General features: G+C 59.2%; 11 protein-coding genes. All 11 read left to right on the forward strand.

What is annotated here, in order from left to right; translation table 11 throughout:
* The first annotated feature begins 68 nt into the window (after positions 1–68).
* The 11 genes from R3355_RS07945 (at position 69) to R3355_RS07995 (ending at position 12,806) form a co-directional block, all read left to right on the forward strand.
* A complete protein-coding gene (locus tag R3355_RS07945) occupies positions 69–1,166 on the forward strand; it encodes a flagellar basal body P-ring protein FlgI (RefSeq protein ID WP_318960880.1) in 1,098 nt (365 codons plus the stop codon).
* A 13-nt stretch (positions 1,167–1,179) separates the two neighbouring features.
* Entirely contained in the window at positions 1,180–2,352 is a 1,173-nt protein-coding gene (gene flgJ / locus R3355_RS07950; RefSeq protein ID WP_318960762.1) for a flagellar assembly peptidoglycan hydrolase FlgJ, read from the forward strand.
* Positions 2,353–2,360: 8 nt separating this feature from the next.
* Positions 2,361–4,379, forward strand: a complete 2,019-nt coding sequence (flgK, locus tag R3355_RS07955) for a flagellar hook-associated protein FlgK (RefSeq protein ID WP_318960763.1) — start codon at positions 2,361–2,363, stop codon at positions 4,377–4,379.
* Between the two features lie 114 nt (positions 4,380–4,493).
* Positions 4,494–5,729 carry a flagellar hook-associated protein FlgL gene (gene flgL / locus R3355_RS07960; protein WP_318960764.1) on the forward strand — a complete coding sequence of 412 codons (1,236 nt, stop codon included), beginning with the start codon at positions 4,494–4,496 and terminating at the stop codon, positions 5,727–5,729.
* A gap of 604 nt (positions 5,730–6,333) precedes the next feature.
* Positions 6,334–7,845, forward strand: a complete 1,512-nt coding sequence (locus tag R3355_RS07965) for a flagellin (protein ID WP_318960765.1) — start codon at positions 6,334–6,336, stop codon at positions 7,843–7,845.
* An 80-nt stretch (positions 7,846–7,925) separates the two neighbouring features.
* Positions 7,926–8,291, forward strand: coding sequence for a flagellar protein FlaG (locus R3355_RS07970; RefSeq protein WP_318960766.1), 366 nt, complete (start codon positions 7,926–7,928; stop codon positions 8,289–8,291).
* Between the two features lie 80 nt (positions 8,292–8,371).
* A complete protein-coding gene (gene fliD, locus R3355_RS07975; RefSeq protein WP_318960767.1) occupies positions 8,372–9,778 on the forward strand; it encodes a flagellar filament capping protein FliD in 1,407 nt (468 codons plus the stop codon).
* 3 nt (positions 9,779–9,781) lie between these two features.
* Positions 9,782–10,168, forward strand: a complete 387-nt coding sequence (gene fliS, locus R3355_RS07980) for a flagellar export chaperone FliS (RefSeq protein ID WP_318960768.1) — start codon at positions 9,782–9,784, stop codon at positions 10,166–10,168.
* A 195-nt stretch (positions 10,169–10,363) separates the two neighbouring features.
* Entirely contained in the window at positions 10,364–10,744 is a 381-nt protein-coding gene (fliS, locus tag R3355_RS07985) for a flagellar export chaperone FliS (protein WP_318960769.1), read from the forward strand.
* 29 nt (positions 10,745–10,773) lie between these two features.
* Positions 10,774–11,070 (forward strand): flagellar protein FliT, encoded by a 297-nt coding sequence (locus tag R3355_RS07990; protein WP_318960770.1) that lies wholly within the window; start codon positions 10,774–10,776, stop codon positions 11,068–11,070.
* Between the two features lie 263 nt (positions 11,071–11,333).
* On the forward strand, positions 11,334–12,806 hold the full coding sequence (locus R3355_RS07995) for a sigma-54 dependent transcriptional regulator (protein ID WP_318960771.1): 1,473 nt from the start codon (positions 11,334–11,336) through the stop codon (positions 12,804–12,806).
* Positions 12,807–13,218: the final 412 nt, after the last annotated feature.

A 13,218-nucleotide genomic window follows, 5' to 3' on the forward strand; every position in this document is an offset into this window, starting at 1 on the left:
ACAGGATGACGCCGATGACCACCGATGCCCGCGAGAACGTCCGTGTGGCGTGTAGCAAGATCGCGGGCATGGCCCGCTCCTACGGTTTGCTGCTGTGCCTGCTGCTGTGCCTGCCGGCACACGCCGAGCGGCTCAAGGACCTGGCCAGCATCCAGGGCGTGCGCAGCAACCAGTTGATCGGCTACGGCCTGGTGGTCGGCCTCAATGGCAGCGGCGACCAGACCACCCAGACGCCGTTCACCGTGCAGACCTTCAACAACATGATGGCGCAGTTCGGCATCAAGGTGCCGCAAGGCGGCAACGTCCAATTGAAGAACGTCGCGGCGGTGTCCATCCATGCCGACCTGCCGGCGTTCGCCAGGCCGGGGCAGACCATCGATATCACTATTTCTTCCATCGGCAACGCCAAGAGCCTGCGCGGCGGCAGCCTGCTGATGGCGCCGCTCAAAGGCATCGACGGCAATGTCTACGCCATCGCCCAGGGCAATCTGGTGGTCGGTGGTTTCGATGCCGAGGGTGGCGACGGTTCGCGGATCACCGTCAACGTGCCTTCGGCCGGGCGCATTCCTGGCGGTGCAACGGTCGAGCGCTCGGTGCCCAGCGGTTTCAACCAGGGCAACAGCCTGACCCTCAACCTCAATCGCTCGGACTTCACCACGGCGAAGAACATCGTCGACCAGATCAACGACTTGCTCGGCCCGGGGGTCGCCCAGGCGCTCGACGGCGGCTCGATCCGCGTCAGTGCGCCGCTCGATCCGAATCAGCGGGTGGACTACCTGTCGATTCTGGAAAACCTCGAAGTCGAGGTCGGCCAGGCGGTGGCCAAGATCATCATCAACGCGCGTACCGGCACCATCGTCATCGGCCAGAATGTGCGAGTGCAGCCGGCGGCCGTGACCCATGGCAGCCTCACGGTCACCATCACCGAAGACCCCATCGTCAGCCAGCCGGAAGCCCTTTCCGGCGGTCAGACCGTAGTGGTGCCGCGCTCGCGGGTGAACGCCGACCAGGAGGCCAAGCCGATGTTCAAGTTCGGCCCCGGAACCACCCTGGATGAAATCGTCCGGGCGGTGAACCAGGTGGGCGCATCGCCCTCCGACCTGATGGCCATCCTGGAGGCGCTCAAGCAAGCCGGCGCCCTGCAGGCTGACCTGATCGTGATTTAAGGAGACTGCGGCGATGGATTCTCGACTCTCGGCCGGTTTGCTCGGCAGCGTCAACACCAACAGCCCGCTGGACAGCGGTGCCTTCACCGACCTGAACCGGCTCAACCAGTTCAAGGTCGGTGGCGACAGCGACAAGAACATTCGCAAGGTGGCGCAAGAGTTCGAGTCGCTGTTTCTCAATGAGATGCTCAAGGCCATGCGTTCGGCCAACGAAGTGTTCGCCGAAGGCAACTTCATGAACAGCAACGAGAGCAAGACCTACCAGGACATGCACGACCAGCAGCTGTCGGTGACCCTGTCGAACAACCAGAACGGTATCGGCCTGGCCGACGTGCTGGTGCGGCAGATGTCGCAGATCAAGGACGCCGGCAGTCGGCCCAATCCCTTCGCCCAGGTCGATCAGCCGGTGCCGAGTGCGCCGAGCAAACCCTTGGCCAAGGTCGACAGCAGTCGCGACGACTCGTCCCTGCTCAACCAGCGGCGCCTGTCGCTGCCGGGCAAACTCGGCGACCGGCTGATGGCGGGCATCGTGCCTACGGCCGGCGTGGCGGATGCACAGCCACTGGCGCAAAACGACTGGATCCCGGCCAAGGCGTTTGCTGCTCCCGCCGACAAGGCCCTGAGCCTGAATGGTGCGGATGCCATCAGCGGCCGTCGTCTGGCCCAGGCACCGGGCAAGACGGCGTTCGCCTCGAAGGACGAGTTCATTGCGGCCATGCTGCCGATGGCCGAGCGGGCCGCCGAGAAGATCGGCGTCGATGCGCGTTACCTGGTGGCCCAGGCCGCGCTGGAAACCGGTTGGGGCAAGTCGATCATTCGCCAGCAGGACGGCACCAGCAGCCACAACCTGTTCGGCATCAAGAGCCACAACAGCTGGGACGGCGAGTCGGCACGGGTGCTGACCACCGAATACCAGGGCGGTAAAGCGGTCAAGGAGGCGGCGTCCTTCCGCGCCTACGACTCCTACGCCCACAGCTTCGAAGACTACGTGAGCTTTCTGCAGAGCAACGGCCGCTACCAGAACGCACTGAGCTCGACCGAAAACCCCGAGCAATTCGCCCGCGAATTGCAGAAGGCCGGTTACGCCACTGACCCGCAGTATGCGCGCAAGGTGACGCAGATCGCCCGGCAGATGTCGACCTATCAAACCATCGCGTCCAGCGACACAGCGCCGACCCGGGGATGAACTGAGCCATGGCTGACCTACTGAGCATTGGCCTGTCCGGACTGTCGGCGAACAAGACGTCGCTGGCGGTTACCGGGCATAACATCACCAACGTCAATACCCCGGGGTTCTCGCGCCAGGACACGGTGCAGGCCACGCGTAATCCGCAGTTCAGTGGCGCCGGCTATATCGGCTCGGGCACTACCCTGGTGGATATCCGTCGCACCTACAGCGAGTTCCTGAGTACTCAGGTGCGCAGCAGCACCGCTCTCAGCTCCGACGTGGAGGCCTACAAAGGTCAGATCGAGCAGCTCGACTCGCTGCTGGCCGGCACCACCACCGGCATCACGCCCTCGCTGCAGAAGTTCTTCTCTTCCCTGCAGACGGCCGCCGAAGACCCGGCCAACATCCCGGCGCGGCAATTGGTGCTGTCCGAGGCGGAAGGCCTGGCCAGGCGCTTCAATACGGTGTCCGACCGGATCAACGAGCAGAACGAGTTCATCAACAAGCAGATGGTGGCCGTCAGCGACCAGGTCAATCGTCTGGCCACCTCGATTGCCAGCTACAACGATGCCATCGCCAAGGCCTCGGCCAACGGTCAGCAACCCAATGACCTGCTCGATGCACGCGAAGAGGCGGTCCGCCAGCTGTCCACCTACGTCGGCGTGACCGTGGTGGCGCAGGATGACAACTCGCTCAACCTGTTCGTCGGCTCCGGCCAGCCGCTGGTGGTGGGCAGTACCACCAGCCGCCTGGAAGTCGGGCCGGGGCAGGGCGACCCGACCCGTTTCGAGGTGAGCTTCGTCAGCGGTGGCTCGCGCCAGGGCATCACCTCTCTGCTCACCGGCGGCGAGCTGGGCGGGCTGATCCGCTACCGCGCCGAATCGCTGGATCCGACCCTCAACTCCCTCGGGCGACTGGCCCTGGCGGTCAGCGATCAAGTCAACACCCAGCTCGGCCAGGGCCTGGACCTTAAAGGCCAGGTGGGCACCGCGCTGTTCGGCGACTACAACGATACGGCGCTGGCCCAGTTGCGCGTACGGGCCTTTGCGAGCAACACCAGCGCCGTCCAGCCGGCGCTGAATATCACCGACACCAGCGTGCTCACCACCAGCGATTACCGCCTGGAATACGATGGCAGCAACTACAGCGCCCGGCGCCTGAGCGATGGCGCGGCTATGACCGTGAGTCCGAACCCGCCCGGCGGTTATCCGGCGACCCTGACCTTTAGCGATGCCTCTGGTCGCGATCAGGGTTTCGAACTGGCTCTCGATTCCGTCCCAGCGGCGGATGACAAGTTCTTGCTGCAACCGACCCGGCGTGGCGCCACGACCATCAGCGCCCTGTTGGATCAGCCCGATCAGTTGGCGTTTGCCGCACCGGTGCGCTCCGAAGCCGACTTGCAGAATCGCGGTAACGGTTCGATTTCCCAACCCGATTTGATTGCTGCGGGTACTAGCCCGATAGACTCTGCTGCTATTGCCGCGGCCTTGCCGCTGGGGTTGATTTATGACGGCGCCGGCACTTTTGAAAACCCGCCAGGCACTCCGGTAGCCGGCTTGACCCGGGTGCCTGCCGGCGGATTCGTATCTGGACAGGCAAATACCTACGAATATGATCTGGGAGGGGGCAACGTTGTCAGCTTCTCCATCAGCGGCCGGCCGGAAAGTGGCGACACCTTCACCCTGGATTTCAACACCAACGGGGTATCGGACAACCGCAACGCCCTGAAATTGGTGGACCTGCAGAACAAGCAGACCGTAGGCGTGGACCCGTCAGTGGGCATCAGCACCGGCGTCAGCTTTACCGACGGCTATGGCGATCTGGTCGAGCGGGTCGGCACCCTGACCGCCCAGGCCCGACAGGACAGCGACGCGACCGGCGCCATTCTCAAACAGGCAACCGACAACCGCGACTCGTTGTCCGCGGTCAACCTCGACGAAGAGGCCGCCAACCTGATCAAGTTCGAGCAGTACTACAACGCCTCGGCCCAGGTCATTCAAGTTGCGCGCTCTTTGTTCGATACCCTGATCAGTACATTCAGATAAGTCGTAGAGTGTGCGGGGCCGTCTAGGCCGTGCGCACAGATGAACCATCCGGTGCGCACGGCGCACCCTACAGAACCCGCCGGGGCTCGCCGGATTGCAACAAGAGGCTCAAGCATGCGCATCTCCACCATCCAGGCATTCAACAACGGAGTCGCCGGCATCCAGCGCAACTACGCCAATGCCACTCGCACCCAGGAGCAGATCAGCACTGGCAACCGCATCCTCACCCCCGCGGACGATCCGGTCGCCTCGGTGCGCCTGCTGCAACTGGAGCAACAGCAGAACGTGCTGACTCAGCACAAGGACAACCTCACCGCAGCCAACAACAGCCTGACCCAGGAAGAAGTCACCCTCAACTCGGTCAACACCATCCTCCAGCGTGTGCGCGAGCTGGCGGTGCAGGCGGGTAATGGGGCGCTTAGCCAAGCGGATCGCCAATCCATCGCGGCGGAACTGGGGGCGCGTGAGGAAGAACTGTTCGGCCTGATGAACACCCGCAATGCCCGCGGCGAATATCTGTTCGCCGGGTTTCAGGGCAAGACCCAACCCTTCGTGCGCGAGGGCGATGGCAGCTACAGTTATCGGGGTGATGAGGGACAGCGCAAATTGCAGGTGGCCAGTTCGCTGGACCTGGCGATCAGCGACAGCGGCAAGAAAATATTCCAGAACGTCACCAATGCCGGGCGCCTGGAACTTCCACCAGGTCCTTACGCCGCTGGTTCAACCCTCAGCGTGTCCGCACCACTGGTGCAGGACGAAGTGGCCTTTGCCGGTAGTCCGGCGTTCCCCGATACGGGTATCGAAATCCGCTTCGATCCAACGGATCCGAAACGCTACGACGTCTACGGCATTCCTGCCGCAGCCGTGCTCGCCAGTGGGCGTATGGATGCAGACGATGTAACTAGCGACCAGCTGGTGTTTCGCGGGGTGAGTGTGCAGTTCGACGGGGTGCCCGTGGGTGGTGAAAGCATCCAGATCACCGCCGACCCTACTCGGCAGAAACAGGGCATCCTCGACACCATCGCCAATCTACGCACTAGCCTGGAAAGCCCGGCAACTGGCTTGCAGGTGCGCGACGCAGTGGCTGTGGCCCTGACCAACCTCGATCACGGCATGACCACTGTGGACAGCGTGCGCGGCGAAATCGGCGCACGCCTGAATATCATCGACTCGACTCAGACTGATAACGAAGACGTCGCGCTGGTCAACAAGTCCGTGCAAGCCGACCTGCGCGAGCTGGACTACGCCGAAGCGCTATCGCGGCTTTCGTTCCAGAGCATAGTGCTGGAGGCGTCGCAGCAGAGTTACGTCAAGATTGCCGGGCTCAGCCTGTTCAACCAGTTGCGCTGACGGTTCGCCGTTGTCGCTCTTGTAGGAGGGCGGCCCGGCCCTAGCTGCGCTGCTCTTGGCTGCTGTTGCTGGTTGCCAATCCCTACCTGGTAGACCCGAACCGGCCCGAAACGATCAACGGCCCTTCGCGGCCAAGGCCCCCTCCTACAGTCAGTGGTGTGCTTGTGGGAGGGGCCTTGGCCGCGGACTACGTGCAGCGCTGCTCTTGTAGGAGGGGGCTTGTCCGCGATCGCCGCAGGCCCAGGGGCAAGTAGATGGTTCCCACGCTCTGCGTGGTAACCCCGATCAAGACGCGCTGCATCCGTCGTACCTAGACGCGGAGCGTCTCTGGCTATATGCCAAAACGGGGCCTGGGAACGACCTGCATCCACCCGAAAGCCCGCCGAAAACCCGGCAAAATGTCCAGATGACACTCCTTTTCGAGCTAAGCGCTTGTTGCCCATCAAGAAAAAACTTTCGCTGAATATGGCAAAAAGCCCCTAAAGCATCCTGGCTTAGCGCCGATAAAGATTAGGAATGCGAAGTAACTGGGGTGCCTGAGCAAGGCAACCAAGCTCGCACCGCCCGGCTACCTTAAGTACCCTGCCCATTGGAGGCACACATCATGGCTCTTACTGTAAACACCAACGTTGCTGCCCTGAACACTCAGCGTAATTTGAGCAAATCATCAGATGCGCTGGGAACTACCATGCAGCGCTTGTCCACTGGTTCGCGTATCAACAGTGCTAAGGACGATGCTGCCGGCCTGCAAATTTCCAACCGTCTAACCAGCCAGATCAATGGCTTGGGTGTTGCTGTCAAGAACGCCAATGATGGTATTTCCTTGGCGCAAACTGCTGAAGGAGCTTTGCAGCAGTCCACCAATATCCTCCAGCGAATGCGCGATCTTTCCCTTCAGTCGGCTAACGGCTCTAACTCTGTTTCCGAGCGCGATGCTCTCAATGCTGAAGTAACCCAGCTCAAAACAGAAATGAATCGTATTGCTAACACTACTACTTTTGGTGGTCGCAGTTTGCTGAACGGTTCGTTTTCTAATGTTGATTTTCAAGTGGGTTCTCAGGCTAACGAAACTATTGGCTTCAGTATCGCCTCAGCTCGGTCCTCGGACTTGGGTAAAGTAAACAATATAAGTTTCACAGGCTTCGCACTCTCTGGTGCGAGTGCTTCAGCTGCGACTCCTGTTAGCACGGTTTCTGTAGCTCAAACACTAACAGCCGTCGTTGATGGAAAAAATACAGATCTTTCAATTAGTGCCGGTGCTTCTGCTGAGGATGTTCAGGATCAGATTAATTCAAATTTCTCCAACCTTCAGGCAGATGCTAAAACGACTGCTCGAGTTACTTTGGGTGCCCCTACTGCTGGTGCATCACTTGATATAAGCATCAATGGCGTACAGCTAAATACAGTTACCGGGGTTTCTACAGCTACCACTGCGGCGGCGGGGTTAAAGACGGCTATAGATTCAAACTCAAAACTATCGAATTTGCAGGTTACTGATAACGGTGATGGGACATTAGATATAGTCGATCAGGATGGTAAAAATATTACCTTTGACGATGTGACAGCGGCGGCAGGAGGCGGAACTGCTGCGACAGTTTCTGTTGCAGCTCGTAATTTTGGGAATACTGCCCTGGCTGGGACTGCGCAAACTATTACTAGTGGGCAGGGAACCGTGGTTACTGGTGATGTCAAATTTACAGGTACTGCTTCTGCTGCTGCGCTTTACTCCAGTAACGGTGGTGGTGGGATTACAACTTCGGCAAACCAAGCTGCTGGAGTAGGAACGGTTACTGACACACTTGAACGCGTGAGTACAATTGACGTCACAACCGCCAGCGGAGCACAAGACGCAATTGCGGTTATTGACGCAGCGCTGAAGACAATTGACTCCCAGCGTGCTGATCTGGGTGCTGTACAAAACCGTTTTGACAACACTATTAGTAACCTGCAAAACATCTCCGAGAACGTCTCCGCCGCCCGTGGGCGTATCCAGGACACCGACTACGCTGCCGAAACCGCGAATTTGAGCAAAAATCAGATTCTGCAACAGGCTGGCACCGCGATCCTGGCCCAGGCCAACCAGTTGCCGCAGGCGGTGCTCAGCCTCCTCGGTTAAACTGGTCAGCGAGGTCTGCAATAGGCTGCGGGGGAAAGTGCTTGGCACTTTTCCCCGTTTTGCCATTGAGAGGTGATGAGATGGATATTGCAGTTGGTAATGCATTGCCGGTTGCCGCGCCTAAAGGGCGTACGGATCCTTTGGTGGCAGTGGTAGAGGCGCCCGTGGCTGAACAGGCTCGGGCGCCAGTGCTGGCCCCAGTTGATGCCGAGGGTCGGGCGGATCGTGAATCTTTGGAGCAGGCGGTGTCGAGCATCAAAGATTTTGTGCAGGCCATTCGCCGTGATCTGAATTTCAGCCTGGATGATTCCAGTGGTCGAATTGTGATCAAGGTGACTGACAGTGCTTCTGGGGATGTCATTCGTCAGATGCCAACTGAAGAAGCGCTGCGGTTGGCAGAAAGCCTGGATGAGGTGCGCAGTTTGTTATTCAAGGCCGAAGCATGATGTTTTCGTGTGACGGCATGCTTCTTGAATGAGTTTTGGTCTTTTGTTGCAAGCGTCAACTCCATGACGAGGTGGTCAACATGGCAGGTATAACGGGTATTGGTTCCGGCTTGGACATTGACGGTATCGTCGGTGCCATGGTTGGTGCGGAAAAGGCCCCTAAAGAGGCGCAACTGGCACGTCTGGAGAAGGCCTCGACGACCAAATTTTCCGCGCTGGGGCAGCTCAAGGGTGCCTTGAGCGAGTTCCAGACTGCCATGAAGGAACTCAATAGTTTGGCGCTGTTCGAGAAGCGCACGGCCACTTCATCCAATACCAGCGTGCTCAGCGCGTCGGCTGAAAAATCAGCATTGGCTGGCACATACCAACTTGCTGTGCAGACGTTGGCTACCAGCAGCCGGGTTGCGACCGCTGCTGTTCCCTCAGCCTACGCGGCTGCGGAAGATGGCTTGTTAACGGTCAAGCTGGGTGCCGCTGACGCCGCCGGTGTTGATGTGGAAATCGCTGCCGGCGACACCCTCGAGCAGATACGCGACAAGCTCAACACCGCCCTCAAAGAAAAAGGCATTAGTGCCAATATCGTGAATAATCCGGCTGATGGTGGCACTTCACGTTTGGTGTTGAGCGCCAAGGAAACGGGTGCTGACAAAGACATCATGATCAGCAGTGTTGCTTTGGCGGAATTGGCCGTCGATGGCAGCGTCGCTGCGACCTCTCTCGGTGGCGCTGGCTATCTGGGTTCCCCTGCTCAGGATGCCGTGTTCACAATTGATGGTCTGACGCAAACCAGTGCCAGCAACAATGTCGAGGGTGTCATCCCGGGCGTAACGTTCAACTTGTTGAGCGAGAGCGAGCCGGGTAAGTCCTTAACCTTGTCTGTTGGTCAGGACACCGATGGCGTGACGGCCAATATCAAGAAGTTTGTCAGTGCTTACAACAAACTGATTGCTACCACCAGCGAGCTGACCGCAGTGACTCAGGTGGGAGAGGGCAAAGCACCTGTACTGGGGGGGTTGGTCGGTGATGCTACTGTGCGCACGTTGCTTGGCGGTGTTCGCAGTGAGTTGGGTAATCCGGCGAATCAAAGTGGTGTGCGCGTATTGGCTGATCTGGGCATAACCACGCAGAAAGACGGCACTCTGAAAATCGACGATGGCAAGCTCAGCAAGGCGATTGACGAGAATTTTGATGCTGTGAGTACTTTTTTCACTGGCGACCATGGCTTGATGAGTCGTGTTGATAAGCGCGTTGACGGTTTTATTCAAACCGGCGGTGTGCTTGAGTCGCGCATGAAAGGCCTGCAATCGACGCTTACGGATATTGATAAACAGAGGGAAAACCTTGCGCTTCGCGTTGAGCAGATGCAAACCCGTTTATATTCCCAGTTCAACGCCATGGACTCCTTGGTAGCTCAACTGTCAAGCACGAGTAGTTGGTTGACGAGTGCACTTGAAAACCTTCCCGGCGTCGTGAGAAAGGATAAGTAAATCGTGAGCAAACCAATCGACACTTACAAAGCCGTTAAAGTCAACCAGGAAGTCAGCCCTTACCATGCCGTGCAATTGTTGCTCGATGGCGCGCTGGAGCGTATTTCCCTGGCGTTACACGCCCAGCAACAAGGCAGTCCCGATGTGCGCGGCGAGGCCGTGGGCAGTACCCTGTCCATCATCGGCATTCTCCAAGGCAGCCTGGACAAGCAGTTAGGCGGCGAGTTGGCGGAAAATCTGGATTCGTTGTACGACTATATGACCCGTCGCCTGGCCGGCGTGGCGCTGGACAAGACCCCGCAGAGCCTGGAAGAGGTGCAGGGTTTGCTGATGCAGATACGGGATGCCTGGGTCGCCATCGGCCCTGAGGTCGAGCCAGTAGCTTCCTGACGCCGGGGGATAAAGACCGTAGGATGGGTTGAGCGCAGCGATACCCATGCTGCCTATCCTACGGTTCCTGGTGTTTTGTTCTTTGTTCTTTGTTATTTAAATCAATCAGTTGCATTATTTCGACGGAGTCCTAAAGCTGCCGCCGGCACTGCCGATACATGAAGTATTCCCGCACCACACTGGAGTACCTTCAGCATGAACGCGATGACGGCCATGAAGCAGTATCAAAGCGTCAACACCCAGGCCCAGGCCGTGGATGCCAGCCCCCATCGGTTGATCCAGATGCTGATGGAAGGTGGTCTGACCCGCATCGCCCAGGCGCGTGGCGCCATGGAGCGCCAGCAGACGGCGATGAAGGGCGAGCTGATCGGCAAGGCCATCGCGATCATCGGTGGCTTGCGCGAAGGCCTGGATCTGCAGCAGGGTGGCGAGTTGGCGGCCAACCTCGATAGCCTCTACCACTACATGGTTTCCCGTCTGCTCGAGGCCAATGTGAAGAATGACGCCGCGCCGCTCGATGAAGTGGCAGGGCTGTTGCGTAATGTGAAGTCCGGCTGGGACGCGATCGGCCAGTGATGCAGTCTGACGCTTTAAGGAGCACGCTCATGAGTTCATCTGTCCAGCGTCTGGAAAAGACCGGAAGCGCCTTGCGCGATGCCCTGGCTGCACAGGATTGGGCGGCTATCGGCGAACTGGATCTGCAGTGCCGCCAAGCCGTTGACGAGGCCATGGTCGAGTCCGTGCAGGACGAAGACGTGCTGCGCGTACGCATGCAGGAATTGCTGGATCTGTACCGCGAGCTGGTCGATGTCTGTCAGTCGGAGCAGCGGCGCCTGGCGGGCGAGCTGATGCAGCTGAACCAGGCCCAGCAAGGGGCCAAGGTCTATCAGTTGTTTGGGTGATGGGTTGGCGGGGCTGGTACAGTTCGCAGGATGTGCGGGCCGCGCAGGATGAGCGCAGCGATACCCATCGAGCGATTTATGCAAAGCTGATTTTCCCCTTCCTGCAAACAATCGCTTAGGCAATTGGTCGGACAAATCAAAAAAAGCACGCCATAAAATTGACTGCGCTCGGAAAATTGACTTTACTAGCGGCCAATTGCCAGCGTAGTTGTCGTCTTCGATAAACTGCGCTTCCGTTCGCTCCCAGGATCAGATCAAAAAATATGTGGCGTGAAACGAAAATTCTGCTGATTGACGATAACAGCGAGCGGCGTGGTGATTTGACGGTCATCCTGAATTTCCTCGGCGAGGATCATCTCGCGTGTGGCAGTCATGACTGGCAGGATGCGGTCGCTCAACTGGCCTCCAGTCGTGAGGTGCTCAGCGTATTGCTCGGTGACGTGCAGGCCAAAGGCGGCTCTCTGGGGATGCTCAAGCAGTTGCAAGCCTGGGATGAGTTTTTGCCGATCCTGCTGATTGCCGAGCAAGTCTTGCCAGAGTGGCCGGAAGAGCTGCGCCGCCGTGTGCTGGCTACCCTGGAGATGCCGCCCAGCTACAACAAACTGCTCGATTCCTTGCACCGCGCCCAGGTTTACCGCGAGATGTACGACCAGGCGCGCGAGCGCGGTCGTCAGCGCGAACCGAATCTGTTCCGCAGCCTGGTTGGTACCAGTCGCGCGATTCAGCAGGTGCGACAGATGATGCAGCAGGTGGCCGATACCGAAGCCAGCGTGCTGATCCTCGGAGAGTCGGGCACCGGTAAAGAGGTGGTGGCGCGCAACCTGCACTATCACTCCAAGCGTCGAGAGGCGCCCTTTGTGCCGATCAACTGTGGCGCGATTCCCGCGGAGTTGCTGGAAAGCGAACTGTTCGGCCATGAGAAGGGCGCCTTTACCGGCGCGATCACCAGCCGCGCCGGGCGTTTCGAGTTGGCCAATGGCGGCACCCTGTTCCTCGATGAAATCGGCGACATGCCATTGTCGATGCAGGTCAAGCTGCTGCGTGTGCTGCAAGAGCGCACCTACGAGCGGGTTGGCAGCAACAAGACGCAAAGTGCCGACGTGCGCATCATCGCGGCGACTCACAAGAACCTGGAAGAGATGATCGAGGCGGGCAGTTTTCGCGAGGATCTCTACTACCGGCTGAATGTATTCCCCATCGAAATGGCGCCGCTGCGCGAGCGTATCGAAGACATTCCCCTGCTGATGAACGAGCTGATCTCACGCATGGAGCACGAGAAGCGCGGTTCGATCCGTTTCAACTCGGCGGCGATCATGTCGCTGTGCCGCCACGACTGGGCGGGTAATGTGCGTGAGCTGGCCAATCTGGTCGAGCGCATGGCGATCATGCATCCCTATGGGGTGATTGGGGTCGGTGAGCTGCCGAAGAAGTTCCGCCATGTCGACGATGAGGACGAGGAGTTGACCACCAGCCTGCGCGAAGAGCTGGAGGAGCGTTCGGCCATCATTGCCGGGCTGCCGGGGGTCAATACGCCGGCTATGCTGCCAGCCGAAGGCCTCGATCTGAAAGACTACCTGGGCAGCCTCGAGCAGGGGTTGATCCAGCAGGCGCTTGATGATGCCAGCGGTGTGGTTGCCCGGGCAGCAGAGCGCTTGCGCATTCGTCGCACCACCCTGGTCGAGAAAATGCGCAAGTACGGCATGAGTCGACGCGACGAGGAGTTGCAGGAAGACTGATACCGTAGGGGCGTAAGCCGGCACGAGTCTTGGTGTCGCGCCGATCAAGCGCCGTCCGTAGGTTGGGTTAGCGGCGTGCACCTATCTTGAATGAAATTCAGACTTAAACCGCCGCGTAACCCAACATGGCGTCAGCCAGTATGTCGCATCTGATGGGGTACGCCGCATTCAAAACGCTGCCTTGATCGAAGCTCTGTGGCGGCTAACCCATCTACGGCTCTGCTTCAGTCGCGATGCTTTCAGTGCCTTCAAGGCTCATCGCGGCTAAAGCGGAACGCCGCCCGGCCGCTCCCGCGAGCGTCCGCAGTTGAGCCGACAGTTCAGCGTTGTCGCGACACTAGCCTGCGGTCGCCGAGTCAGGGTCTTGGCGCCATCGAGTCAAATTCAGCCAGGGCTTTGACGTAATCGATTG

The organism is Pseudomonas sp. (assembly GCF_033723075.1).
Lineage (GTDB): Bacteria > Pseudomonadota > Gammaproteobacteria > Pseudomonadales > Pseudomonadaceae > Aquipseudomonas.